Here is a 26,493-nt window from a genome sequence, read left to right as displayed (position 1 = left end):
CTCAGTGCCGCATGACAATGTTACCGATAACTGTTACCCGTAACATTCCCCTTCCAACGTTTTGTGCCAGTGGAGCAACGCGATGAGCACGACTAACCATGATCACCACATTTACGTCTTAATGGGCGTATCCGGCAGCGGTAAATCCGCCGTAGCCAGCGAAGTGGCGCACCGCCTGAAGGCCGCTTTTCTGGATGGCGATTTCCTGCATCCGCGCAGCAACATTATGAAAATGGCCTCCGGCGAGCCGCTAAACGATGACGACCGCAGACCCTGGCTGAAAGCGTTGAACGACGCGGCATTCGCCATGCAGCGCACCAATAAAGTGTCGCTAATCGTCTGTTCATCCCTGAAAAAAGACTATCGCGACCAGCTGCGCGACGGTAACCCGAACCTCTCTTTCATCTATCTGAAAGGAGAATCTGCGGTAATCGAAGAGCGTCTGAAAGCGCGTAAAGGCCACTTCTTCAAACCCCAGATGCTGATAACTCAGTTCCAGACTCTGGAAGAACCAAAAGCCGACGAGACCGATGTCATTGTGATTGATATCGATCAGCCGCTTGAAGGCGTGGTGGAAAGCACTATCGCCGCAATTGGAGAAGGCAAGGCGGCGTGAATACTTTAACATTGGTGTTAACAGCAGTCGGCTCCGTGCTGTTGCTGCTGTTTTTAGTGATGAAGGCCCGTATGCATGCCTTTGTTGCTTTGATGGTGGTGTCTATTGGTGCAGGACTTTTCTCTGGTATGCCGCTCGATAAGATTGCGGCAACCATGGAAAAAGGGATGGGCGGCACGCTGGGTTTTTTGGCGGTCGTAGTGGCGCTGGGCGCCATGTTTGGCAAGATCCTTCATGAAACTGGCGCGGTCGACCAGATCGCCGTCAGGATGCTCAAATCCTTTGGGCACAGCAAAGCGCACTATGCCATTGGCCTCGCGGGCCTGATCTGCGCGCTACCGCTATTCTTCGAAGTAGCGATTGTTCTGCTGATAAGCGTTGCGTTTTCCATGGCGCGCCACACCGGGACCAACCTGGTGAAGCTGGTGATCCCGCTATTTGCCGGCGTGGCGGCGGCAGCGGCGTTCCTGCTGCCAGGGCCTGCACCGATGCTGCTGGCCTCGCAGATGCACGCCGATTTCGGCTGGATGATTTTGATTGGCCTGTGCGCCGCGATACCCAGCATGCTGATCGCCGGTCCGCTGTTCGGCAACTTCATCAGCAAGCATGTTGAACTGCATATTCCGGACGACATCAGCGAACCGCATTTGGGCGAAGGCAAACTGCCGTCGTTTGGCTTCAGCCTGGCGCTGATCCTGCTGCCGCTGGTGCTGGTGGGCCTGAAAACCATCGCCGCGCGCTTCACCGAACAGGGTTCGCAGCTCTATGAGTGGTTGCAGTTTATCGGCCATCCGTTCACCGCCATCCTGATTGCCTGCCTGGTGGCGATGTATGGCCTGGCGATGCGTCGCGGCATGCCGCGCGAGCGGGTGATGGAAATCTGCGGCCATGCGCTGCAACCCGCCGGGATTATTCTGCTGGTGATTGGCGCAGGCGGCGTGTTCAAACAGGTGCTGGTGGATTCTGGCGTGGGTCCGGCGCTGGGTGAAGCGTTAACCGGCATGGGCTTGCCGATTGCCATTACCTGCTTTGTGCTGGCAGCGGCGGTGCGCATTATCCAGGGTTCCGCCACGGTTGCCTGCCTGACGGCGGTTGGCCTGGTGATGCCGGTGATTGAGCAACTGCATTACTCCGGCGCGCAGCTGGCGGCGCTGTCAATTTGCATCGCGGGCGGATCGATTGTGGTGAGCCACGTTAACGACGCCGGGTTCTGGCTGTTCGGGAAGTTTACCGGCGCGACTGAAGGGCAGACCCTGAAAACCTGGACACTGATGGAAACCATCCTTGGAACGGTTGGCGCGATTGTCGGCATGATCGCGTTTGCGATAGTCAGCTAAGCGTTAACCCACTGGCGTGCCTTGCGCACGCCAGTTTTCCCACGTTACCCCTTCATCCACGCCCGAATACCGTCCAGGAACATCTGTGTGGAAAGCATCACCAGCACCAGTCCCATCAAGCGCTCCAGCGCATTAACCCCTTTTTCGCCGAGCAGCCGCAAAAACAGCGATGATTGCAGCAGAATCGCCACCGTACCGCCCCAGGCAATCAGCAGCGCGATAACCAGATGCCCCATCTGATTAGGATACTGGTGCGACAGCAGCATCAGCGTCGCCAGAATCGTCGGGCCCGCCACCAGCGGGATCGCCAGCGGGACGATAAACGGCTCTTCACCGGCGGGCAGGCCGCTGGCGTTGCCCTCCTGGCTGGGGAAAATCATCTTAATGGCGATCAGGAACAGAATAATCCCGCCGGAGATAGAGACCGTCTCGGCGCGTAAATTCAGAAAAGCGAGTATTTTTTCGCCTGCGAACAGGAAAATCAGCATCAGCAGCAGCGCGATCAACAGCTCGCGTATCATGATTGCCCGCCGCCGCTTCGGTTCTGTGTGTTTCAGGACAGACATAAAAATAGGCAAGTTGCCCAGGGGATCCATAATGAGGATCAGCAAAACGGCGGCGGAGATAATGTCATTCATGTACGCATTTCCTGTTTTCCGGGTCCACTGCCCGCTTAAATAAGTTGCTTTACTGATGATCGCGCGATCATTGATTTATTTCACTTGCGACTTTAGCTGCATTTTGTAAGGTGAAAGGATGCCCGGCTTCTCCCGGCACGCACAACACGCACACACCTCGCAGGAATGATTCGCTATGAAAAATGTTGGTTTTATCGGCTGGCGCGGAATGGTTGGCTCCGTACTCATGCAACGCATGGTTGAAGAGCGCGATTTTGACGCCATTCGTCCCGTCTTCTTTTCCACTTCCCAGCTTGGGCAGGCTGCGCCGTCTTTTGGCGGCCATCAGGGCGGCACGCTTCAGGACGCGTATTCTATCGACGCGCTGAAGGCGCTGGATATCATCGTGACGTGCCAGGGCGGCGATTATACCAACGAAATTTACCCAAAGCTGCGTGAAAGCGGCTGGCAAGGATACTGGATTGATGCCGCCTCGTCGCTGCGTATGAAAGATGACGCCATCATTATTCTGGATCCGGTCAACCAACATGTCATTACCGAAGGCTTAAACAAAGGCGTGAAGGCGTTTGTCGGCGGCAACTGTACCGTCAGCCTGATGCTGATGTCGCTGGGCGGCCTGTTCGCGCAGAATCTGGTGGAGTGGGTGTCCGTGGCGACCTATCAGGCGGCGTCCGGCGGCGGGGCGCGTCATATGCGCGAGCTGCTGGCACAGATGGGCCAACTGTACAACGGCGTGGCGAGCGAACTGGCCGATCCGGCCTCCGCCATTCTGGATATCGAACGTAAAGTCACGGCGCTGACCCGCAGCGGCCAGCTTCCGGTGGATAACTTTGGCGTGCCGCTGGCGGGTAGCCTGATCCCGTGGATCGACAAACAGCTGGATAACGGCCAGAGCCGCGAAGAGTGGAAGGGCCAGGCGGAAACCAACAAAATCCTCGGCACCTCGTCTGTGATCCCGGTTGATGGCCTGTGCGTTCGCGTCGGCGCGCTGCGCTGCCACAGCCAGGCGTTCACCATTAAACTGAAAAAAGATGTTTCGCTTTCCTCTATCGAGGAAATGCTGGCGACGCATAACGACTGGGTAAACGTAGTGCCGAATGACCGCGATATCACCGTGCGCGAACTGACCCCTGCGGCGGTGACCGGTACGCTGGCGACCCCGGTTGGCCGTCTGCGTAAACTCAATATGGGCCCGGAATACTTGTCCGCCTTCACGGTTGGCGACCAGTTATTGTGGGGCGCCGCCGAGCCGCTGCGTCGTATGTTACGGCAGTTGGCGTAATCGAAACCTGTAACGGGAGTGCATAAGCGCTCCCTTTTTTTTGGCGCGGGAGGATGTAAACCAGTTTGTTGCAATTTTTCTCAGGAGTGAGATAGCGCGTTGGCTATGCTTAAGGTTCGGGTGGTTTTTACCGCTAAAACTTGTAGGTGGGAACGATCGGCCAGAGGATGACGAAGTGGCTGCTCGTTCAGGTCAAGAAAAGTATTGCGGCCTGACGCTCAGGCGTAGGGCGATACATAAAAACAGGATGACAAAACCATGTCTGATCGCATCGATAGAGACGTGATTAATGCGCTTATTGCGGGCCATTTTGCGGATCCCTTTTCCGTACTGGGCATGCACAAAACCGAGGCCGGGCTGGAAGTCCGCGCGCTGTTACCGGATGCCACCGAAGTGTGGGTTATCGAACCGAAAACTGGCCGCAAGGTCGGCAAGCTGGAATGCCTTGATTCCCGAGGGTTCTTCAGCGGCGTGCTGGCGCGCCGTAAAAACTTTTTCCGTTACCAGCTGGCGGTGCTGTGGCACGGTCAGCAAAACCTGATTGATGACCCATATCGCTTCGGCCCGCTGTTACAGGAAATGGATGCGTGGCTGTTGTCGGAAGGGACGCACCTGCGTCCTTATGAAACGCTTGGCGCGCACGCGCAAACCATGGATGGCGTGACCGGCACCCGCTTTACGCTCTGGGCACCCAACGCGCAGCGCGTTTCCGTGGTCGGCCAGTTCAACTACTGGGACGGACGGCGTCACCCGATGCGTTTTCGCAAAGAGAGCGGCATCTGGGAACTGTTTGTTCCCGGCGCGCATAACGGTCAGCTCTATAAATTCGAAATGATTGATGCCAACGGCAACCTGCGAATTAAAGCTGACCCTTACGCGTTTGAGGCGCAGATGCGCCCGGAAACGGCGTCGATGATTTGCGACTTGCCGGAAAAAACCACCATCAGCCCGGCGCGGCAAAAAGCCAACCAGATGGATGCGCCGATTTCCATTTATGAGGTGCATTTAGGTTCCTGGCGTCGCCATACCGATAACAACTTCTGGCTGAGCTACCGTGAACTTGCCGAGCAGCTGGTGCCATACGTGAAAGGCATGGGGTTTACCCATATCGAACTGCTGCCGGTTAACGAACATCCCTTTGACGGCAGCTGGGGCTATCAGCCGCTGGGGCTGTATGCGCCGACCCGCCGCTTCGGCACCCGCGACGACTTCAAATACTTTATCAATGCCGCCCATGCTGCCGGGCTGAACGTGATCCTGGACTGGGTGCCGGGGCATTTCCCGAGCGATGAATTTGGTCTGGCGAATTTTGACGGCACCGAACTTTACGAGCACAGCGACCCGCGCGAAGGCTATCACCAGGACTGGAACACGCTGATCTATAACTACGGTCGCCGTGAAGTCAGCAACTATCTGGTGGGCAACGCCCTGTACTGGACCGAGCGTTTCGGCATCGACGCCCTGCGCGTGGATGCGGTGGCGTCAATGATTTATCGCGATTACAGCCGCGCCGAAGGGGAGTGGATCCCTAATGAATACGGCGGGCGCGAAAACCTCGAAGCCATTGAGTTCCTGCGCAATACCAACCGCGTGCTGGGCGAGCAGGTACATGGCGCGGTGACCATGGCGGAAGAGTCCACCGATTTCCCTGGCGTGTCGCGCCCTCCTTCAACGGGCGGCCTTGGGTTCTGGTTTAAATGGAACCTGGGCTGGATGCACGACACCCTCGACTATATGAAACTCGACCCGGTGTACCGTCAGTACCATCACGACAAAATGACCTTTGGGATGCTGTACAACTACACCGAAAACTTTGTGCTGCCGCTATCGCACGATGAAGTGGTCCACGGTAAAAAATCAATTCTCGACCGTATGCCGGGCGATGCGTGGCAAAGATTCGCTAATCTGCGCGCCTATTACGGCTGGATGTGGGCGTTCCCGGGTAAAAAGCTGCTGTTTATGGGCAATGAATTCGCCCAGGGCCGCGAGTGGAACCACGACTCCAGCCTCGACTGGCATCTGCTGGAAGGCGGCGATAACTGGCATCACGGCGTTCAGCGGCTGGTGCGCGACCTCAACCATACCTATCGCCACCATAAAGCTATGCATGAGCTGGATTTCGATCCCAATGGCTTTGAATGGCTGGTGGTGGAAGACAAAGTTAACTCGGTATTTGTGTTTGTGCGTCGCGACCGCGAGGGCAACGAAATCATCGTCGCCGCTAACTTTACGCCGGTACCGCGCCATGAGTACCGCTTCGGCGTCAATCAGCCGGGCCGCTGGCGTGAAGAGCTGAATACCGACTCGATGCACTATCACGGCAGCAACACCGGCAACGGCGGCGTGGTGCAGACCGACGCCATCCCGAGCCATGGCCGCGATAACTCGCTGTGCATCACCATTCCGCCGCTGGCGACCATCTGGCTAGTCCGGGAGGGGGAATGAGCCTGCTGGCTACAGGGAATCCAGCGCCACTCGGCGCGCATTTTGACGGAAAGGGCGTGAATTTCACGCTGTTTTCTGCCAACGCGGAAAAAGTCGAGCTGTGCTTGTTTGATGAGCAGGGGAATGAGCATCGTTATGATTTACCGGCGCGTACCGGCGATATCTGGCACGGCTACCTGGCCAATATCCGCCCTGGCCAGCGCTACGGTTATCGGGTTCACGGCCCCTGGGCACCGCACCAGGGGCATCGTTTTAACCCGGCTAAATTACTGCTCGACCCCTGCGCGCGCGCCGTTGACGGCGATGTTGAAGATTCGCCGCTGCTGCATGGTGGCTATCAGGAACCGGATCATCGCGACAGCGCCTCCGTCGCGCCGAAAGGCGTGGTGATTCAGGATGATTACGACTGGGAAGACGATGAATTGCTGTATACGCCCTGGGGAGAGACGGTGATTTATGAAGGCCACGTGCGCGGCCTGACGCAGCTGCATCCGCAAATTCCCACCGCCATGCGCGGAACCTATTCCGCGCTCGGGCACCCGGTGATGATCGACTATTTCAAACGCTTAGGGATCACCGCGCTGGAATTATTGCCCATCGCTCACTTTGCCAACGAGCCGCGCCTGCAGCGTCTGGGGTTAACCAATTACTGGGGATACAACCCGTTTGCCTTATGGTGCGTATCGCCGCGCTATGCAATAAATCATGATTTTACCGCCGCCATTGATGAGTTCCGTGATTCAGTGAAAGCGCTGCACCGCGAGGGGATTGAAGTGATCCTCGATATTGTCCTCAACCACACGGCGGAGATCGATGAACATGGGCCGACCTATTCCATGCGCGGAATCGATAACCGTAGCTATTATTGGTTACAGGATAACGGCGACGATCACAACTGGACCGGCTGCGGCAACACCGTGAATTTGAGCCATCCCGGCGTGGTGGATTTCGCTATGGGCTGCCTGAAGTTCTGGGTGGAAGAGTGCCACGTCGACGGCTTCCGCTTCGATCTGGCGTCGGTGATGGGGCGCACCCCTGAATTCCGCCAGGATGCGCCGCTGTTTGAGGCCATCCGCCAGGATCCGGTGTTGTCGAAAGTGAAGCTGATCGCTGAGCCGTGGGACATCGGCGCAGGCGGCTACCAGGTCGGGAACTTCCCGCCGCTGTTCGCGGAGTGGAACGACCATTTCCGTGACGGGATGCGCCGCTTCTGGTTGCAGCAGGATCTTTCATTAGGCGGTTTCGCCTGCCGGTTTGCGGGCTCCAGCGACATCTTTCGCGACGATGGCCGCCCGCCGTCCGCCAGCGTTAATTTAATCACCGCCCATGACGGTTTTACACTGCGCGACTGCGTGAGCTTTAACAGCAAACACAACGAAGCCAACGGCGAAGACAATCGAGATGGCACTACCCACAACTACAGTAACAACTATGGTTTTGAGGGTCTGGAGGCCGGGCAACATATCAAAGAGCGGCGGCGCGACAGCATTCACGCGCTGCTAACAACGTTATTGCTTTCTCAGGGCACCCCGATGCTGCTGGCCGGTGATGAACATGGCCATAGCCAGCACGGCAACAATAATGCCTACTGCCAGGATAACGAACTGACCTGGCTGGACTGGGCCCATTGCAATGACGGTTTAACGACCTTTACGGCGGCGTTAATTCACCTGCGCAAGACGATTCCGGCGTTGACCGCGAACCGCTGGTGGGATGAAGGTGATAACAACGTCCGCTGGTTGAATCGAGAGGGTCAACCTCTCCGGGCTGATGAGTGGCAAGGGGGTCCGCGCTATCTGCAGATCCAGCTTTCCGATCGTTGGCTTATTGCGATCAATGCAACCGATGTGGTGTCAGAGATCGTCTTACCCCAAGGGGAATGGCGTGCTATCCCCCCATTTGCCGGAGAGGACAATCCGGTAGTAATGGCTGTATGGCATGGGCCCGCGCACGGAGTGTGCGTATTCCAAAAGTCATAATAAAAGGAGTCAGTCATGGTTAGGTTTGAAAAGAACGATCCTCTGATGTTAGCGCGGCAACTGCCGATAAAGTCTGTCGCATTAATACTGGCGGGTGGACGTGGCACACGCCTCAAAGATTTAACCACTACCCGAGCTAAACCCGCCGTGCACTTTGGTGGCAAGTTTCGCATCATCGATTTTGCGTTATCTAACTGCATCAACTCGGGCATCCGCCGGATTGGGGTGATCACTCAGTATCAGTCGCATACGCTGGTACAGCACATTCAGCGCGGCTGGTCGTTCTTCAGCGAAGAGATGAATGAGTTTGTCGATCTGCTGCCCGCGCAGCAACGCGTGCATGGTGAAAACTGGTATCGCGGCACGGCAGATGCGGTCACCCAGAACCTCGATATTATCCGGCGCTATAAGGCTGAATACATCGTGATTCTGGCGGGGGACCACATCTATAAGCAAGACTACTCGCGCATGTTGATCGATCATGTGGAAAAAGGCGCGCGTTGTACCGTGGCCTGTATGCCGGTTCCTAAGGCAGAAGCGACGGCATTTGGCGTAATGGATGTGGACGAGCACGACAAAATCATCGATTTCGTCGAAAAACCGGCCGATCCGCCGACCATGCCGAACGACCCGAGCAAATCGCTGGCCAGTATGGGGATTTATATTTTTGACGCCGAATACCTGTATGAACTGCTGGAAGAGGATGACAACGATCCGAACTCCAGCCACGATTTCGGCAAAGATATTATTCCTAAACTGACGGCGGCGGGGGAAGCCTATGCCCACCCGTTCCCGCTCTCCTGCGTGCAGTCCGATCCGGACGCAGAGCCCTACTGGCGTGATGTAGGGACGCTGGAAGCCTACTGGAAAGCCAACCTCGATCTGGCCTCGGTCACCCCGGAACTGGACATGTACGATCGCGATTGGCCAATTCGTACCCACATGGAACCGTTACCGCCTGCTAAATTTGTACAGGACCGATCCGGCAGTCACGGGATGACGCTGAACTCGCTGGTGTCCGGCGGATGCATTATTTCCGGTTCCGTGGTGGTGCAGTCGGTGCTGTTCCCCCGGGTGCGGGTAAATTCATTCTGTAATATTGATTCTTCAGTATTGTTGCCAGACGTCTGGATTGGCCGTTCGTGCCGCCTGCGTCGCTGCATTATTGACCGTGCCTGCGTGATCCCTGAAGGTATGGTAATTGGCGAAAATGCGGAAGAAGATGCTCGCCGGTTCTATCGCTCCGAAGAAGGGATTGTCTTGGTTACGCGCGAGATGCTCAGGAAACTGGAAGGGTAATTGCGCAGGGAATAACCGCGCGCTTGTCGCGCGGTTAAATTTCGCGTTTGGCGCGCTTTTTCGCGCCGGGTAATTGAACGGGAGCCATAATGCAGGTTTTACACGTTTGTTCTGAAATGTTTCCGCTACTGAAAACAGGTGGTTTGGCGGATGTGATTGGGGCGTTGCCCGCCGCGCAGATTGCTGATGGCGTGGATACCCGCGTGCTGTTGCCCGCGTTCCCTGATATTCGACGCGGCGTCACCGATGCCCAGCAGGTCGCGCACCGCGACACCTTTGCCGGGCCGGTTACGCTGCTGTTCGGGCATTTCAACGGCGTCGGTATCTACATGATTGACGCACCGGATCTGTATGACCGCCCGGGGAGTCCTTATCACGACACCAATCAGTATGCATACCCGGATAACGTTATCCGCTTTGCACTGCTGGGGTGGGCAGGCTGTGAAATGGCGTGCGGATTCGATCCCTTCTGGAAGCCAGATGTGGTGCACGCCCATGACTGGCATGCCGGCCTTGCGCCAGCGTACCTTGCCGCGCGCGGCCACCCGGCGAAATCGGTGTTTACGGTGCATAACCTGGCCTATCAGGGCATGTTCTATGCGCATCACATGAGCGAGATTGGTCTGCCTTGGTGGTTCTTCGACATTAACGGTCTGGAGTTCAACGGACAGATTTCATTCTTAAAAGCCGGGCTTTACTACGCCGACCATATCACGGCGGTCAGCCCGACTTATGCCCGCGAAATTACCGAGCCGCAGTTCGCTTACGGTATGGAGGGGCTGCTGCAACAGCGTCATCGCGAAGGCCGGCTGTCCGGCATCCTCAACGGTGTGGATGAGAACATCTGGGACCCGTCAACGGACCTGCTCTTGTCTGCGCGATATAACCGCGATACGTTAGAAGAGAAGGCAGAAAACAAACGCCAGCTGCAAATTGCCATGGGACTGAAGGTGAATGACAAAGTCCCGCTGTTTGCGGTGGTGAGTCGACTTACCAGCCAGAAAGGTCTCGATCTGGTGTTGGAAGCGCTGCCGGGCTTGCTGGAGCAGGGCGGGCAGTTGGCATTGCTTGGCGCGGGTGATGCGGTGTTGCAGGAGGGTTTCCTTGCCGCCGCTGCCGAACATCCGGGCCAGGTTGGGGTACAGATTGGTTATCACGAAGCGTTTTCCCACCGCATTATGGGCGGCGCGGATGTGATCCTGGTACCCAGCCGTTTTGAGCCGTGTGGTTTAACGCAGCTCTACGGATTGAAATATGGCACGCTGCCGCTGGTGCGCCGCACTGGTGGTTTAGCGGATACCGTGTCAGATAGCTCGTTGGAGAATTTAGCCGATGGAATGGCCAGTGGTTTCGTGTTTGAAGATAGTAATGCCTGGTCGCTGCTACGCGCGATTCGGCGTGCTTTCGTGTTGTGGTCGCGTCCATCCCTTTGGCGATTTGTTCAGCGTCAGGCGATGGGCATGGATTTTAGCTGGCATGTTGCGGCGAAGTCTTACCGCGAACTTTATCAACGCTTGATGTAACTATCCTGGAATCACATGTATGAATGCACCCTTTTCCTATTCATCCCCCACAGTCAGCGTTGAGGCGCTAAAGCATTCCATTGCTTATAAGCTGATGTTTACCATTGGTAAAGATCCGGCTATCGCCAACAAACACGAATGGCTGAACGCAACCCTGTTCGCCGTGAGGGATCGCCTGGTGGAGCGCTGGTTGCGCTCCAATCGCGCGCAGCTCTCGCAGGAAATGCGCCAGGTTTACTACCTGTCGATGGAATTTCTGATTGGTCGCACCCTCTCTAACGCCTTGCTGTCGTTGGGTATTTATGACGACGTTAAAGACGCGCTTGAAGAGATGGGGCTCGACCTGGAAGAATTGATCGATGAAGAGAACGACCCTGGCCTCGGCAACGGCGGCCTTGGGCGTCTCGCCGCCTGCTTCCTGGACTCGCTGGCGACCTTAGGGCTGCCGGGCCGCGGCTACGGTATCCGCTACGATTACGGCATGTTCCGACAAAATATCGTCGATGGCCGTCAAAAAGAGTCCCCGGATTACTGGCTGGAATATGGCAACCCGTGGGAGTTCAAACGCCATAACACCCGCTACAAAGTGCGTTTCGGCGGACGTATCCAGCAGGAAGGTAAGAAAACCCGCTGGATCGAAACCGAAGAGATCCTGGCGGTAGCGTATGACCAGATCATCCCCGGCTACGATACTGACGCCACCAACACGCTGCGCCTGTGGAATGCTCAGGCGAGTAGCGAAATCAATCTCGGTAAATTTAACCAGGGCGACTACTTCGCGGCGGTGGAAGATAAAAACCACTCCGAAAACGTCTCCCGCGTGCTTTATCCCGATGACTCGACCTATTCCGGGCGCGAACTGCGGTTGCGCCAGGAGTATTTCCTGGTGTCTTCCACTATCCAGGATATCCTCAGCCGTCATTACCAGATGCATAAAACCTATGCCAATCTGGCGGATAAAATCGCGATTCACCTGAATGACACTCACCCGGTGCTGTCGATTCCGGAACTGATGCGTTTGCTGATCGACGAACATAAGTTCGGCTGGGATGAGGCCTTCGAAGTCACTTGCCAGGTGTTCTCCTACACCAACCACACGCTGATGAGCGAGGCGCTGGAAAGCTGGCCGGTGGATATGCTGGGCAAAATCCTGCCGCGCCATCTGCAAATCATTTTCGAGATCAACGATTACTTCCTGAAAACCGTTCAGGAGCAGTACCCGAACGATACCGCGCTGCTGAGCCGCACCTCGATTATCGACGAATCCAATGGCCGTAAAGTGCGTATGGCCTGGCTGGCGGTGGTGGTGAGCCACAAGGTCAACGGCGTGTCGGAACTGCATTCAAACCTGATGGTGCAATCGCTGTTTGCCGATTTCGCGAAAATCTTCCCGGGCCGTTTCTGCAATGTGACCAACGGTGTCACGCCGCGCCGCTGGCTGGCGCTGGCGAATCCCGCGCTTTCTAAGGTGCTGGATGACAACATTGGCCGCAACTGGCGCACCGATTTGAGCCAGTTGAGCGAGCTGAAGCAGCATATCGACTATCCGTTGGTGAACCAGGCGGTGCGTCAGGCCAAGCTGGAAAACAAAAAGCGGCTGGCGAACGTCATTGCCCAGCAGCTGGATGTGGTGGTAAATCCGAAAGCGCTGTTTGATGTGCAGATTAAGCGTATTCACGAGTACAAACGTCAATTGATGAATGTTCTGCACGTGATCACCCGCTATAACCGCATCAAAGCCGATCCGAATGCCGACTGGGTGCCGCGCGTAAATATTTTTGCCGGTAAAGCCGCCTCGGCGTATTACATGGCCAAGCACATCATTCACCTGATCAACGATGTGGCGGAGGTGATCAACAACGATCCCGACGTGCGTGACCATCTGAAGGTGGTGTTTATCCCGAACTACAGCGTCAGCCTGGCGCAGGTGATCATCCCGGCAGCGGATCTCTCTGAGCAGATCTCTCTGGCGGGCACTGAAGCGTCCGGCACCAGTAACATGAAGTTTGCGCTCAACGGCGCGCTGACGATTGGCACCCTGGATGGCGCGAATGTGGAAATGCTGGAGCACGTTGGCGCGGAGAACATCTTTATCTTCGGCAATACGGCGGAACAGGTCGAGGAATTGCGCCGCAAAGGCTACAAGCCGCGCGAGTACTACGAGCAGGACGAAGAGCTGCATCTGGCGTTAACTCAGATCGGCACCGGCGTCTTTAGCCCGGATGAAGTTGGACGCTATCGCGATCTGGTGGACTCCCTGATCAATTTCGGCGACCACTATCAGGTGCTGGCAGATTATCGCAGCTACGTAGACACCCAGGATAAAGTTGACGAGCTGTATCGCCAGCCGGAAGCCTGGTCGACCTGCGCGATGCAGAACATTGCCAATATGGGGTATTTCTCGTCTGACCGGACGATTCAGGAATACGCCGAAAACATCTGGAATATCAAGCCCGTCAAGCTGTAAATAGCCCGAAAAAAACGGCGGAGATTCTCCGCCGTTTTTATTTTAAGAGGCTAATGACAGCTCTTGTTTGGTGTATTGGGTGAGCCAGGCCGCAATGCGCGATTCCTGCTCGGCATTGAGCCACATGCCTAATTTGGTACGACGCCACAGGGCGTCATCCAGACGGCGCACCCATTCGTGGTCCACCAGATAACGCAGTTCCGCTTCGTAAAACTCATGCCCGAAATCTTCGCCCAGCTCGTCGAGACGGCTGCTGTTGCCCAGAATCAGTTCGCTGTTGGAACCATAGGTCCGCGCATAGTGGCGTGCCAGCGATTCGCTGATGAACGGATAACGACGGCGCAGCTTCGCGGCATAGTCATCGCGATCGCCATTCAGTTCTCCGCCGGGCAGAACACAGCTTTTAGTCCAGGCCGGGCCCATAGAAGGATAGTAGTTAGCCATTTTCTCCAGCGCATGTTCCGCCAGTTTACGGTAGGTGGTCAGCTTGCCGCCGAACACCGACAGCAGCGGTGCCTGGCCATTTTCATCGTGAATATCCAGGGTGTAGTCGCGGGTGATGGCCTGCGGCGAATCCGATTCGTCATCGCACAGCGGGCGGACGCCGGAGTAAGTCCACACAACGTCATCGCGGCTAAGCTGCTTTTTAAAGTGCAGGTTATAAACCTTCAGCAGGTAGTTGATTTCGCTTTCATCAATTGCCACCTGTTTCGGATCGCCTTTATACTCCACGTCGGTGGTGCCGATGATCGAAAACTCGTCCATCCACGGGATCACAAACACGATGCGCTTATCTTCGTTTTGCAGAATATAAGCCTGCTTCTGTTGATGAACGCGCGGCACCACGATGTGGCTGCCTTTGATCAGGCGGATACCGTACGGCGACGGCAGTTTCAGCCCGTCATCAAAGAAGTTTTTCACCCACGGGCCGGTAGCATTGACCAGGCCGCGCGCGCGCCAGCTGTAAGTTTTACCGGTATCGATATCCTCTGCTTCCACCACCCACAGTCCGTTTTCGCGGCGGGCGGAGGTGGCTTTAGTGCGGGTCATCACTTCGCCGCCTTTCTTTACCACCATCTGCGCATTGGCGAGCACTAAACGCGCATCGTCTACCCAACAGTCAGAATATTCGAAACCGCGCACGATCTCTGGCTTCAGGACCGAATCTGCGCCAAAGCGCAAACCGTGCGAGCGCGGCAGGCTGGTGCGTTTACCCAGGTTATCGTACATAAACAGGCCTGCGCGGATCATCCAGGCCGGGCGTAAATGCGGGCGGTGCGGCAGCCGGAAACGCATCGGGAACGCGATATGCGGAGCCATTTTTAGTAATACTTCGCGCTCCGCCAGCGCCTCGCTGACCAGGCGGAATTCGTAATGTTCCAGGTAGCGCAGGCCACCGTGGATCAGTTTTGAACTTGCCGATGAGGTGGCACAGGCCAAATCCTGCGCTTCCAGCATCAGCACGGATAAACCGCGCCCGGCTGCATCCACCGCAATGCCTGCGCCGTTAATGCCTCCGCCTATCACAATCAGATCTTTGGTTTCCATGCTTGCCTCTTGCACTTTCGTTAAAGCTCAAAAATGTTCGTTATCGCTCATAATAGCAAATCTCCCGGTCGTTTGGTAACAAGAAAAAAACAATTTCGCGTGATACACATAACAATATGGCGCGTCGGCCTGCTCAGCACGTACACTTGAACGGTAAAATGAAGCAACCGGTCTACGATCGGGCAATATGATCAACTGAAGAAAATGAGAGCGACCATGGATCACTTTGAATGTATTGGTGTTGAAGAAGCACACCAGAAAATGCAGCGCGGCGCCGCCGTACTGGTGGATATTCGCGATCCGCAAAGTTATGCGATTGGTCACGCGCCCGGCGCGTTTCATTTAACCAATGACACGCTGAACAACTTTATGCAGCAAACGGATTTCGATACTCCGGTGATGGTGATGTGCTATCACGGCAACAGCAGCAAAGGCGCAGCGCAGTATCTGCTGCAGCAGGGCTATGAAAATGTGTATAGCGTGGACGGCGGTTTTGATGCCTGGCACCGGCACTTTCCTGCTGAAGTGGCTTATAAGCTCGGTTGAATAGCGTATATACTCCCTTTCTTTGTGTGGAAAACGGCGTTTATTGATGGTACTGATTACGACTTTTGCCAATCCGCGAATGGCCCAGGCCTTTGTGGACTATATGGCCACGCAGGGCGTTGTTCTGACCATTCAGCAGCACAGCCAGACCGATGTCTGGCTGGCGGACGATCAACAGGCCGACCGGGTGCAGGCCGAACTGGCGAAATTTCTTGAAGACCCGAACGATTCGCGCTATCTGGCCGCCAGCTGGCGCACCGGCCATACCGACAGCGGCCTGCACTATCGCCGCTATCCGTTTATGGCGACGCTGCGCGAGCGCGCCGGTCCGTTCACCATTGGGCTTGCCAGCGTCTGTATCGCGGTTTATGTCCTGATGCTGATGGTGGGCGACCAGGCGGTGATGATTTGGCTGGCCTGGCCTTATGACTCAAGTCTCGATTTTGAATTCTGGCGCTACTTTACCCACGCGCTGCTCCATTTCTCGATCATGCACATCACCTTTAATTTGTTATGGTGGTGGTATCTCGGTGGGCCGGTAGAAAAACGTCTCGGCAGCGGCAAGCTGATTGTGCTGACGCTGGTTTCCGCGCTGCTGAGCGGCTACGTGCAGCATAAATTCAGCGGTGCCTGGTTTGGCGGCTTGTCCGGCGTGGTCTATGCGCTGATGGGCTACGTCTGGCTGCGCGGCGAACGCGATCCCGAAAGCGGGATCGTGATGCCGCGTGGTTTAATGGTTTTTGCGCTGCTGTGGCTGGTTGCCGGTTGGTTCGATCTGTTTGGGTTCTCAATTGCCAATGCCGCGCACCTGACCGGGTTGCTGGTCGGTCTGGCAATGGCGTTCGTTGACTGCCTTAATTTGCGAAAACGAACATAATTCAGCGCAGTTCAGGAGAAAAGAGTGAAGCAAACACAGCGTCATGACGCCATTATTGAGCTTGTAAAAAAACAAGGATACGTCAGCACTGAAGAGCTGGTGGAGCAATTTTCCGTTAGCCCACAGACCATTCGCCGCGACTTAAACGATTTGGCCGATCAGAATATGATTTTGCGCCATCACGGCGGCGCGGCGCTGCCATCCAGTTCGGTCAACACCTCCTGGCACGACCGCAAGGCGACCCAGACCTCAGAAAAGGCGCGTATCGCCGAGCGGGTCGCCAGCCAAATCCCTAACGGTGCCACGCTGTTTATCGATATCGGCACCACGCCGGAGGCGGTGGCCCACGCGCTGCTGAATCATGAAAACCTGCGCATCGTGACCAACAACCTCAACGTCGCTAACACGCTGATGGTGAAGGACGATTTCCGCATCATTCTGGCAGGCGGCGAACTGCGCAGCCGCGACGGTGGGATCATCGGCGAGGCGACCCTGGATTTTATTTCCCAGTTTCGGCTGGATTTCGGCATTCTCGGCATCAGCGGCATCGACAGCGACGGCTCGCTGTTAGAGTTTGACTACCATGAAGTGCGCACCAAGCGGGCGATTATTGACAACTCGCGCCACGTGATGCTGGTGGTGGATCATTCGAAGTTTGGCCGTAACGCCATGGTGAATCTGGGCAGCATCAGCCTGGTGGATGCGGTTTACACCGATACCGCGCCGCCCGCAGGCGTGTTGCAGGTGATCCGCGAGCATAATATCCAGTTGGAACTCTGCTAGAAATACCCGGCGTTGCCGGGTATTTCTACACCCCGTATCCCATCATTTTAAGCAGCTGCTGGGCATGCTGCACCGCCGCCTGGCGATGGGCCACGCCCAGTTTCTGATACAGATTGCGAATATGGGTTTTGATAGTGGTGGCCGCCACGTCCAGCTCGCCGGCGATTTGATCGTTGCTGTAACCAGAATAAATCAGCCCCAGCACCTGCCATTCGCGCTGGGTGAGCGGGCTGGTGCGGATCAGTTCCGGCACTTCAGGATGAGTTAATAAACGGGTGACAAAATTCTCGTCAAAATGGGCGAACTTGTGCCGATGATGCTGATTGATTTCGCGCAGAATCAGCTGCGCGCGATGCTGTTCCAGCTCCGGCAGGGTATTGAGTTGGATCAGCTGGCGTAGCTGCTGCGCCATCGCTTCGCCCTCAATCACGAAATGGCTGACGAAACCGGTACGGTTGGAGAGCGTGAGCGCTTCCAGCAGCACGCGCTGGGCGTCGCTTTTGCGGCCCGACTGCCAGTAAAGCTGGTTCAACAGCAGCAGATTGCGGTTGATATCGCTCATCAGGCGCAGGCTACGCGCGTTTTCGTTCAGCTCTTCCAGCACCATCTCCGCCGGATCGAAATCCCCCAGCAGAATTTGCGCGCGGGCGATATTGCGCCACTGGCTTTGCAGAAAATGGTTATCGGCTGAGCCGGGCTTCGGCGTCTGGCGCAGCCAGGTGGCGGCAGCGGTTTTATCGCCGGTCATTTGCCAGTAGATCACCCGTACTTTGTCGGCGTTCGACACCCAGTCGCTGTGATACGGACCGTTGCCCAGCAGGTTTTCCAGACGGTTGAGGTGGCTGCGGGCATTATCCAGCGCGCCACGCGCCAGCGAGCTTTGCACCAGCAGCGCCAGGCACTGTAGCTGCTGTTGGGGCTGATAGTTCGCCAGTACCTCAATGCCCTGACGGGCGCAGGCTTCCGCCTCATCCAGACGCGCCCAGGCCCACAGCAGCTGCGCCCGGATGCGCAGCAAAAATTCATGCAGCGGTAGCTGTTCCAGATGCTGTTCGCGGATCAGGGTGAAAGCTTTATCCTGAGTTTCCCAGGCGGCCTGTAAAAAGCCCTGGGCGAACAGGATTTCGCTTTGCTGGATCAGGCTCCACAGGGCGTAGTGCCAGACGTCATGGCGACGGGCCATCATTTCGGTTTGCTGCATTACCGCCAGCGACTGGCTAAGCTCGCCTTTGCAGTGCAGCACTTCGCCGTGTACCGATGTCGCAACGATGCGGCTGTAGTAGCTCGCCAGCGGCAGCGTTTCCAGCGCGATAATCGACAGCCGCTCCGCCTCTTGCGGATCGCCATCGTTAATCGCCACCTGGGCGCGCAGCGCGTTAAATTCGCCCTGCAGCGTTTCGTCCATCTCGCCGTTCATTTCCTGTTCGGCGCGGGCGAGTAGGGTGTTCACTTCGCCGTAGCGATGCTGGCTTTGCATCAGCCAGGCCTGTAGCAACACCAGTTTCGGGTTAGCCAGCAGGCTCTCCCAGGGCAGCGCTTTCAGGGACTCTTCCAGCAGCGTCAGTTCGCTGTGGTTGAACAAACCCCAGGCGTGATTGAGCAGAATATCGCGCAGCATGGCGGCATCGCCTGCCGCCAGCGCGTGATGAATGGCTTCGCCAGGGAAACCCTGCGCCATCCAGCCTTCGGCGGCGGCGCGATGAATTTCCGGCAACTGCGTCGCCAGTTCCCACTGGCAGCGCTGGCGCAGGAAGTTACCAAACAGGGGATGATAGCTGAACCACTCGCCGCTATCGTCCATGCGTTGCAGGAACAGACCCTGGCGCTCAATCTCTTCCAGCCGCATCTGGCCGTTTTCTTCGCCAGTGACGCGCACGATCAGCGCATCGTTCATCGAGCGTAGCAGGGCGCTTTTCAGCAGAAATTTGCGTACATCCACATCGATGTTATCCAACACTTCATCCACCAGATAATCAGACAAATGGCTGGCATTAATTCCCGCCAGGCGACGGGCGGACTGATGCGCCGAGGTGTTGTTTTGACGGGCGGAAAGGGCGATAAGCTGCAATGCAGTCGCCCATCCGGCGACGTCATCGCACATTTTGTTGCTTTCAGCCGGTTCGATAGGGGCATTCAGGCGACAATCAAAAAATTGTCTGGCTTCCTGATGGGTAAAAGCCAGTTGCTGGCTGCCGATTTCCAGCAGTTGGTCACGCACCCGCAAGTTAGCAATGCCGAGCTGCGGCAAATTACGCGATAACACCACCAGGCTGACATTTTCCGGCTGATGGCGCAGAAAGAAACGCATGGCGTCGTGGATCACCGGGTTAGTGATGAGATGATAATCGTCAATCACCAGATACAGCGGGTGTTCCCAGTCGGAGATCTCAATAAAAAGCTGGGCAAACAGGGAGTTAAGGCTGGCGTACTGGCGTTTTTGCGCCATCACTTCGCTGGTGGGGCAATGGCCGCCCGTGGCCTGTTGGATCGCCGCAATCAAATAAATGGCAAAGCGCTCTTGCTGGTTATCTCCTTCATCCAGAGAAAACCATCCGAGATACTGTTTACCGGAAGCCCACTGGGAAACCAGCGTAGTTTTGCCATAGCCCGCCGGGCTGGTGACAAGAGCCAGTCGATAGTGATGCGCGCTACTCAATTTCGCCAGAAGCCGTTCACGTAAAACGGTATTTTCCAGGCGAACCGGGCGACTTAATTTAGACGGTATCAACATAGATGGTCACTTCACTGTGTAATCCAGGCCGAAGGATTTATTTTGCGCCTCGTAATTAATGCAGGCATGTAGGGTCGGACACCCTATGAAGTATTGCAAGTTATGTCGATTTTAGAAGCGGCTAAAGTTGCACTAAGTCACATTTCGATAACTAATATGAATAGGTGCTAAGACATTTGGGCGAGGTAACAAGCGGCCTGTAGAGGGCGTTGAGACTGGCGTCTCATTTTTTGAGACTCATCGCTAATGTAAATATTCAGATAGTGAATTATGCACCGGCGTAGACATGGGCACTTACAGATTGTTATTGCTGATGAGGTTTACACCAAGCGGCTGAAAAGTAATTTGAGATTGTGTTAAGTGTCTGGGATCACATTTTTGCCTACTCCCCACTACTCCTCCCTGCCTAATCCCCGGCAGGATGAGGAATTTGCCGTGGCTGCCAGGCACACTAGCGCTAATGCCACTACTTTTTTACAGGACCCTTGTTTCTATGTCACAGACGACGTTTGACACTACCCAGTTTGAGGCCGCCCTGACGCGTCAGTGGCGACATTTTGGTTTATCCGCCGCCAGCGAGATGACGTCTCGCCAGTGGTGGCACGCCGTCAGCGCCGCGCTGGCGGAAATGCTGCACGCCCAGCCGCGGGTTCAGCCTGAAACCAACCAGCGCCATGTGAATTATATCTCGATGGAATTCCTGATTGGCCGCCTGACTGGCAACAACCTGCTCAACCTGGGCTGGTATCAGGCGGTGAGCGACGCGCTGGCGACCCACAGCGTCAACCTGACCGATCTGCTGGAAGCGGAAACCGACCCGGCGTTGGGCAATGGCGGTTTGGGTCGTCTGGCGGCCTGTTTCCTCGACTCCATGGCGACGGTCGGCCAGGCGGCCACCGGCTATGGACTGAACTATCAGTACGGCCTGTTCCGCCAGTCGTTCGAAGACGGCAAGCAGATGGAAGCACCGGATAACTGGCATCGCGAAAGCTACCCGTGGTTCAGCCACAACGAGGCGCTGGATGTGCAGGTAGGCATTGGCGGCAAACTGGTGAAAAACGGCGACCAGCAGGTCTGGGAGCCGGGCTTTACCATCACCGGTCAGGCCTGGGATTTGCCGGTGCTGGGCTATCAGAACGGCGTAGCACAGCCGCTGCGCTTGTGGCAGGCCACCCATGCGCATCCATTCAATTTGACCAAATTCAACGACGGCGACTTCCTGCGTGCCGAGCAGCAGGGCATTGATGCGGATAAGCTCACCAAAGTGCTCTATCCGAACGACAACCATCAGGCCGGTAAAAAGCTGCGTCTGATGCAGCAGTATTTCCAGTGCGCCTGCTCGATTGCCGATATCCTGCGCCGCCATCACTATCTGGGTCGTTCGCTTAACGAACTGCCGGATTACGAAGTGATTCAGCTCAACGATACCCACCCGACCATCGCTATCCCTGAGCTGCTGCGCGTGCTGATTGACGAGCATCAGATGAGCTGGGATGAGGCCTGGGCCATCACCAGCAAAACCTTTGCCTATACCAACCATACCCTGATGCCTGAAGCGCTGGAGTGCTGGGACGAGCGGCTGATCCGCACCCTGCTGCCGCGCCACATGCAAATCATTAAAGAGATCAACGCGCGCTTCAAAGTGCTGGTGGACAAGACCTGGCCGGGCGACGAGGCGGTGTGGGCTAAACTGGCGGTGGTGTATGACAAACAGGTGCGCATGGCAAACCTGTGCGTGGTGAGCGGCTTCGCGGTCAACGGCGTGGCGGCGCTGCACTCAGATCTGGTGGTAAAAGATCTGTTCCCGGAATATCACCAGCTGTGGCCGACCAAATTCCACAACGTGACCAACGGCATCACGCCGCGTCGCTGGATCAAACAGTGCAACCCGGAACTGGCGGCGCTGATCGACAAGACGCTGAACAAAGAGTGGGTGAACGATTTAGACGCGCTGGCGGAACTGGAAAAATATGCCGATGACGCCGATTTCCGTAACCAATACCGCGCCATCAAACAGCGTAACAAGGTCAAGCTGGCTGCTTTCGTAAAAGCGCGTACCGGTATTGAAATCAACCCGGAAGCCCTGTTCGACATCCAGATTAAACGCCTGCACGAGTACAAGCGCCAGCACCTGAACCTGTTGCAGATTCTGGCGATGTACAAAGAGATCCGCGAAAACCCGCAAGCCGACCGCGTGCCGCGCGTGTTCCTGTTCGGCGCGAAAGCCGCGCCGGGGTATTACCTTGCCAAAAACATCATCTACGCGATCAACAAAGTGGCCGATGCGATCAACAACGATCCGCGCGTGGGCGACAAACTGAAAGTGGTGTTCCTGCCGGATTACTGCGTGTCGGCGGCGGAGAAAATGATCCCGGCGGCGGATATTTCCGAGCAAATTTCTACCGCCGGTAAAGAAGCCTCCGGCACCGGCAACATGAAGCTGGCGCTTAACGGCGCGCTCACCGTCGGTACCCTGGACGGCGCGAACGTTGAAATCGCCGAGAAAGTGGGTGTGGAAAACATCTTCATCTTTGGCCTGACGGTAGACGAAGTCAAAGTGCTGAAAGCCAAAGGTTACGACCCGGTGAAATGGCGTAAAAAAGACAAACTGCTGGATGCGGTGCTGAAAGAGCTGGAGAAGGGCGTCTATGCTGATGGCGACAAGCACGCTTTCGACCCGATGCTGCAAAGCATCGGCAAAGCCGGCGGCGACCCGTATCTGCTGATGGCCGACTTCGCTTCCTACGTGGCGGCGCAAAAACAGGCGGATTTACTGTACCGCGACCAGGAAGCCTGGACGCGAGCTGCTATCCTGAATACCGCACGTTGCGGCATGTTCAGCTCTGACCGCTCGATTCGCGACTACCAGACCCGTATTTGGCAGGCCAAACGTTAAGGATATGCCATGGATAAACGCCTGAATAATGCCGCCCTCGAGGCGGGTATTAGCGCTAATTACATTAATGCTCACGGCAAAGCTCAGGCGATTGGTGCGGAAACCAAGCGCCGCCTGCTGGAAGCGATGAACCGCACCCATGCGGTTAAAAAGCCGGCTGCGGCGCCGATCCCCGGCGTAAAGGTGCTGCGTTCCAGCACCCGCATGGCGATTACCCTTGAGGGGAAAGGTGAATATGAATGGCTGCTGACCACGGAAGCGGGCAAGCAGCATAAGGGAAGCGCGACGGGCGGCGAAAGCCTGCGGCTTCCCGCCAAATTAGCGTTGGGTTACCACACCCTGATGCTGAAGCAAAAATCCCAGCAGTGGGAATGCCGGTTGATCGTCGCGCCGAAACGCTGCTTTGAACCGGAAACCCTCGTTAAAGGCGAAAAAATCTGGGGCGCGTGTGTACAGCTGTATACCCTGCGCTCGCGCACCAACTGGGGGATTGGCGATTTCGGCGATCTGAAACGGATGCTGGTCTCTGTGGCGCAACGGGGCGGCAGCTTTATCGGCCTGAACCCGATCCACGCGCTTTATCCCGCTAATCCGGAAAGCGCCAGCCCTTACAGCCCGTCATCGCGCCGCTGGATGAACGTCATTTATATCGACGTGAACGCCATTGACGATTTCCAGCAAAGCGAAGAGGCGCGCGCCTGGTGGGAAATGCCCACTACCCAGCAGACGCTGAAAGCGGCGCGGGATGCGCAGTGGGTTGATTATTCTGCGGTGACCGCGCTGAAAATGGCGGGCCTGCGCATGGCCTGGAAACAGTTCTCCCTGCGTGACGAGGATGATGAACAGGTGCGCGGGTTTCGCGATTTTGTCGACAGCGAAGGCGACAGCCTCTACTGGCAGGCCGCGTTTGATGCGCTGCACGCTGAACAGGTGAAAGAGGACGAGCTGCGCTGGGGCTGGCCGGTCTGGCCCGAGGGCTATCAGTCCATCGACAGCCCGCAGGTGAAAGCCTTTTGCACAGCGCATGCCGACGACATCGAGTTCTATCTGTGGCTGCAATGGCTGGCCTGGAAACAGTTCGCCGAGTGTTGGGAAACCAGCCAGCTACACGGTATGCCGGTCGGCCTGTATCGCGACCTGGCGGTGGGTGTGGCGGAAGGCGGCGCGGAAACCTGGTGTGACCGCGAGCTGTACTGCCTGAAAGCGTCGGTCGGCGCGCCGCCGGATATCCTCGGGCCGCTCGGTCAAAACTGGGGATTGCCGCCGATGGACCCGCACGTGATGACCGCGCGCGGCTATGAGCCATTTATCCAGCTATTGCGCGCCAATATGACCCACTGCGGCGCGCTGCGTATCGATCACGTGATGTCGATGCTGCGCCTGTGGTGGATCCCTTATGGCGAAACCGCGGATCAGGGTGCTTACGTGCACTATCCGGTGGACGATTTACTGGCGATCCTGGCGCTGGAAAGCGAGCGCCACCAGTGCATGGTGATTGGCGAAGATCTGGGCACCGTGCCGGTGGAGATCGTCGGCAAACTGCGCCAGAACGGGGTCTATTCCTACAAAGTGCTCTATTTCGAAAACGACTCCCGCAAGCACTACCGCGCGCCGCAGGCCTGGCCTGAGCAGGCGATGGCGGTGGCGACCACCCATGATTTGCCGACCCTGCGCGGCTACTGGGAAAGCGGCGATTTAACGCTGGGTAAAACGCTGGGCCTCTACCCGGATGAAATTGTGCTGCGCGGGCTGTATGAAGATCGCGAACGCGCCAAACAGGGGCTGCTGGACGCGCTGCACCAGTACAACTGCCTGCCGAAAAGCGTGGGACGTAAAGCTAAAGGGATGAAGATGACGCCGCTGCTTAACCGGGCGATGCAGCGTTATATCGCCGATACGCACTGCGCCTTGCTCGGTTTACAGCCGGAGGACTGGCTGGACATGGCGGACCCGGTCAATATTCCCGGCACCAGCTATCAGTATAAAAACTGGCGACGTAAATTATCCGCGCCCCTTGAGAAGATGTTCGCCGATGAAGGCGTCAACAAGCTGATTAAGGATCTGGATAAACGGCGTCGCGCGGCTTCGCGCAAGCGTGAGGTGCCGAAGGCGAAGTAATCGGCAGACATAAAAAAGCCGCTGAACGACATCAGCGGCTTTTTTGTCTGCGGCGGTCAGCAGATTAGTAGTAAGAGTGCTCGCCACGCTGGTGTTCAGTCAGATCGCGCACGCCTTTCAGTTCCGGGAACTCGTTCAGCAGCTGCTTCTCGATCCCTTCTTTCAGCGTCACGTCTACCATCGAACAACCGTTACAGCCGCCGCCGAATTGCAGGATGGCAAAGCCTTCGTCGGTGATTTCCATCAGCGACACGCGGCCACCGTGACCAGCCAGCTGCGGGTTGATCTGCGATTGCAGCAGGTACTCCACGCGCTCCATCAGCGGGGCATCATCGGATACTTTGCGCATTTTGGCGTTCGGCGCTTTCAGCGTCAGCTGCGACCCTAACTGGTCGGTGACAAAGTCGATTTCCGCGTCTTCCAGATACGGAGCGCTTAACTCGTCCACGTAAGCGGTGAGATGTTCAAACGTCAGCGCCGTGTCGCTGGCTTCGACCGCATCCGGCGGGCAGTATGACACGCCGCATTCTGCATTCGGCGTACCTGGGTTAATCACGAACACGCGGATTTGGGTGCCTTCTTCCTGGTTAGCCAGAAGTTTGACAAAGTGCACCTGGGCAGCATCGGAAATACGAATCATAGCAATGGCCTAATAGTTGACTATTTTACCTGGTTATAATACGCCCATCATCGACCCTCTACAAGGTTCGACACAGGCACCATACCTGGACAGTCGCCGCGCCATGGCGATGCAATAATTTGGCAATTTCTCCCACCGTACTGCCCGTTGTAACGACGTCATCCACGATAACGATATGGAGATCGCGCACGGGCAATTCAAGGCGAAATGCCGCGCGCAGGTTTTTTTTTCGCAGCCGTGCGCTGAGATGGTGCTGAACCGGTGTGTTCCTGACGCGCTTTAATGCTCGTGCCTCATAGCGACAGCCCAGCCAGCGGGCAAGCGGTTTTGCCAACAGCGCGCTCTGGTTAAATCCCCGTCGCCACGCCCGTCGCCGATGCAGCGGCACGCTGATGATTAAGTCGGGAAGCGGTAGCGCCAATTCCTGCTGGGCCTGACGCACGCGCAGCAATATCAGCCGCGCCAGCGGTTGGGCCAGGGCGGTTTGCCGGTAAAACTTCAACCCCTGTACCAGCGTGCTCAATGGCGGGCAGTAATCCGTTACGTAGAGCAGCCGTTGCCACGGCGGGGATTTTCGCAGGCAGCGTCCGCAGGGCAATGTGGTTACGACGGCGGGCAATCCGCACACCGGGCAGCAGGGCGGTGGGGCGGGCAGCGCTGTGTAACAGCAGGAGCAAATCCCCCACCGGGAAACGGCAAGCGGCATCCTGCATAGCCAACACAAGGCGGGTACTGTTAGCATCGTGGTCTTCCTGACAAAAATGAGAC

General features: G+C 56.6%; 18 protein-coding genes. 13 read left to right on the top strand and 5 right to left on the bottom strand.

What is annotated here, in order from left to right; translation table 11 throughout:
* Positions 1 to 82: 82 nt before the first annotated feature.
* On the top strand, positions 83 to 616 hold the full coding sequence (gene gntK / locus FND52_RS15280; RefSeq protein WP_144131677.1) for a gluconokinase: 534 nt from the start codon (positions 83 to 85) through the stop codon (positions 614 to 616).
* Positions 613 to 1,953 (top strand): gluconate transporter, encoded by a 1,341-nt coding sequence (gene gntU, locus FND52_RS15275; protein WP_144131675.1) that lies wholly within the window; start codon positions 613 to 615, stop codon positions 1,951 to 1,953. The genes gntK and gntU overlap by 4 nt, the downstream gene beginning before the upstream one ends.
* Before the next feature lie 44 nt (positions 1,954 to 1,997).
* Here gntU and FND52_RS15270 read toward each other — a convergent pair whose 3' ends face one another.
* The gene (locus tag FND52_RS15270) at positions 1,998 to 2,591 is read right to left on the bottom strand and encodes a YhgN family NAAT transporter (RefSeq protein ID WP_002436499.1); all 594 of its coding nucleotides are present in this window, start codon (positions 2,589 to 2,591) and stop codon (positions 1,998 to 2,000) included.
* Positions 2,592 to 2,766: 175 nt separating this feature from the next.
* On the opposite strand from FND52_RS15270, the gene asd reads away from it, so the two are divergent.
* From asd to glgP, 6 genes are all read left to right on the top strand, one after another.
* Complete coding sequence (asd, locus tag FND52_RS15265; protein ID WP_125292591.1) at positions 2,767 to 3,873, top strand: aspartate-semialdehyde dehydrogenase; 1,107 nt, start codon at positions 2,767 to 2,769, stop codon at positions 3,871 to 3,873.
* A 258-nt stretch (positions 3,874 to 4,131) separates the two neighbouring features.
* Positions 4,132 to 6,318, top strand: a complete 2,187-nt coding sequence (gene glgB / locus FND52_RS15260; protein WP_125292590.1) for a 1,4-alpha-glucan branching enzyme — start codon at positions 4,132 to 4,134, stop codon at positions 6,316 to 6,318.
* On the top strand, positions 6,315 to 8,297 hold the full coding sequence (glgX, locus tag FND52_RS21830; protein ID WP_167509367.1) for a glycogen debranching protein GlgX: 1,983 nt from the start codon (positions 6,315 to 6,317) through the stop codon (positions 8,295 to 8,297). The genes glgB and glgX overlap by 4 nt, the downstream gene beginning before the upstream one ends.
* Positions 8,298 to 8,312: 15 nt before the next feature.
* Entirely contained in the window at positions 8,313 to 9,596 is a 1,284-nt protein-coding gene (gene glgC, locus FND52_RS21825; protein ID WP_125317941.1) for a glucose-1-phosphate adenylyltransferase, read from the top strand.
* A gap of 89 nt (positions 9,597 to 9,685) precedes the next feature.
* Positions 9,686 to 11,119: a glycogen synthase GlgA gene (glgA, locus tag FND52_RS15250; RefSeq protein ID WP_125292589.1), complete on the top strand. Its 1,434-nt coding sequence runs from the start codon at positions 9,686 to 9,688 to the stop codon at positions 11,117 to 11,119.
* A 19-nt stretch (positions 11,120 to 11,138) separates the two neighbouring features.
* A complete protein-coding gene (gene glgP / locus FND52_RS15245; RefSeq protein WP_125292588.1) occupies positions 11,139 to 13,586 on the top strand; it encodes a glycogen phosphorylase in 2,448 nt (815 codons plus the stop codon).
* Between the two features lie 42 nt (positions 13,587 to 13,628).
* On the opposite strand, the gene glpD is transcribed toward glgP, so the two are convergent.
* Positions 13,629 to 15,134, bottom strand: a complete 1,506-nt coding sequence (gene glpD / locus FND52_RS15240; protein WP_144131673.1) for a glycerol-3-phosphate dehydrogenase — start codon at positions 15,132 to 15,134, stop codon at positions 13,629 to 13,631.
* A 216-nt stretch (positions 15,135 to 15,350) separates the two neighbouring features.
* Between glpD and glpE the strand changes: the two genes are divergently transcribed.
* Genes glpE through FND52_RS15225 form a run of 3 tightly spaced genes read left to right on the top strand, consistent with a single transcriptional unit; the run spans position 15,351 to position 17,340 of the window.
* Positions 15,351 to 15,680, top strand: coding sequence for a thiosulfate sulfurtransferase GlpE (gene glpE, locus FND52_RS15235; RefSeq protein ID WP_144131671.1), 330 nt, complete (start codon positions 15,351 to 15,353; stop codon positions 15,678 to 15,680).
* Positions 15,681 to 15,726: 46 nt separating this feature from the next.
* Positions 15,727 to 16,557 (top strand): rhomboid family intramembrane serine protease GlpG, encoded by an 831-nt coding sequence (gene glpG, locus FND52_RS15230; RefSeq protein ID WP_125292585.1) that lies wholly within the window; start codon positions 15,727 to 15,729, stop codon positions 16,555 to 16,557.
* Between the two features lie 24 nt (positions 16,558 to 16,581).
* A complete protein-coding gene (locus FND52_RS15225) occupies positions 16,582 to 17,340 on the top strand; it encodes a DeoR/GlpR family transcriptional regulator (RefSeq protein ID WP_144131669.1) in 759 nt (252 codons plus the stop codon).
* A 25-nt stretch (positions 17,341 to 17,365) separates the two neighbouring features.
* Here FND52_RS15225 and malT read toward each other — a convergent pair whose 3' ends face one another.
* Positions 17,366 to 20,071, bottom strand: coding sequence for an HTH-type transcriptional regulator MalT (gene malT, locus FND52_RS15220; RefSeq protein WP_125292583.1), 2,706 nt, complete (start codon positions 20,069 to 20,071; stop codon positions 17,366 to 17,368).
* A gap of 493 nt (positions 20,072 to 20,564) precedes the next feature.
* Between malT and malP the strand changes: the two genes are divergently transcribed.
* Both malP and malQ read left to right on the top strand, forming a co-directional pair.
* Positions 20,565 to 22,967: a maltodextrin phosphorylase gene (gene malP / locus FND52_RS15215; protein WP_144131667.1), complete on the top strand. Its 2,403-nt coding sequence runs from the start codon at positions 20,565 to 20,567 to the stop codon at positions 22,965 to 22,967.
* 9 nt (positions 22,968 to 22,976) lie between these two features.
* Positions 22,977 to 25,085, top strand: coding sequence for a 4-alpha-glucanotransferase (gene malQ / locus FND52_RS15210; RefSeq protein WP_144131665.1), 2,109 nt, complete (start codon positions 22,977 to 22,979; stop codon positions 25,083 to 25,085).
* Between the two features lie 64 nt (positions 25,086 to 25,149).
* On the opposite strand, the gene nfuA is transcribed toward malQ, so the two are convergent.
* Together nfuA and gntX are read right to left on the bottom strand one after the other, a co-directional pair.
* Positions 25,150 to 25,725: a Fe-S biogenesis protein NfuA gene (gene nfuA / locus FND52_RS15205; RefSeq protein WP_144131663.1), complete on the bottom strand. Its 576-nt coding sequence runs from the start codon at positions 25,723 to 25,725 to the stop codon at positions 25,150 to 25,152.
* A 58-nt stretch (positions 25,726 to 25,783) separates the two neighbouring features.
* Positions 25,784 to 26,467, bottom strand: a complete 684-nt coding sequence (gene gntX, locus FND52_RS15200) for a DNA utilization protein GntX (RefSeq protein ID WP_144131661.1) — start codon at positions 26,465 to 26,467, stop codon at positions 25,784 to 25,786.
* Positions 26,468 to 26,493: the final 26 nt, after the last annotated feature.

The sequence above is a fragment of the Atlantibacter subterraneus genome (genome assembly GCF_007570865.1).
Taxonomy (GTDB): Bacteria; Pseudomonadota; Gammaproteobacteria; order Enterobacterales; family Enterobacteriaceae; genus Atlantibacter; species Atlantibacter subterraneus.
This window is presented reverse-complemented; position numbering and strand designations above follow the sequence as displayed.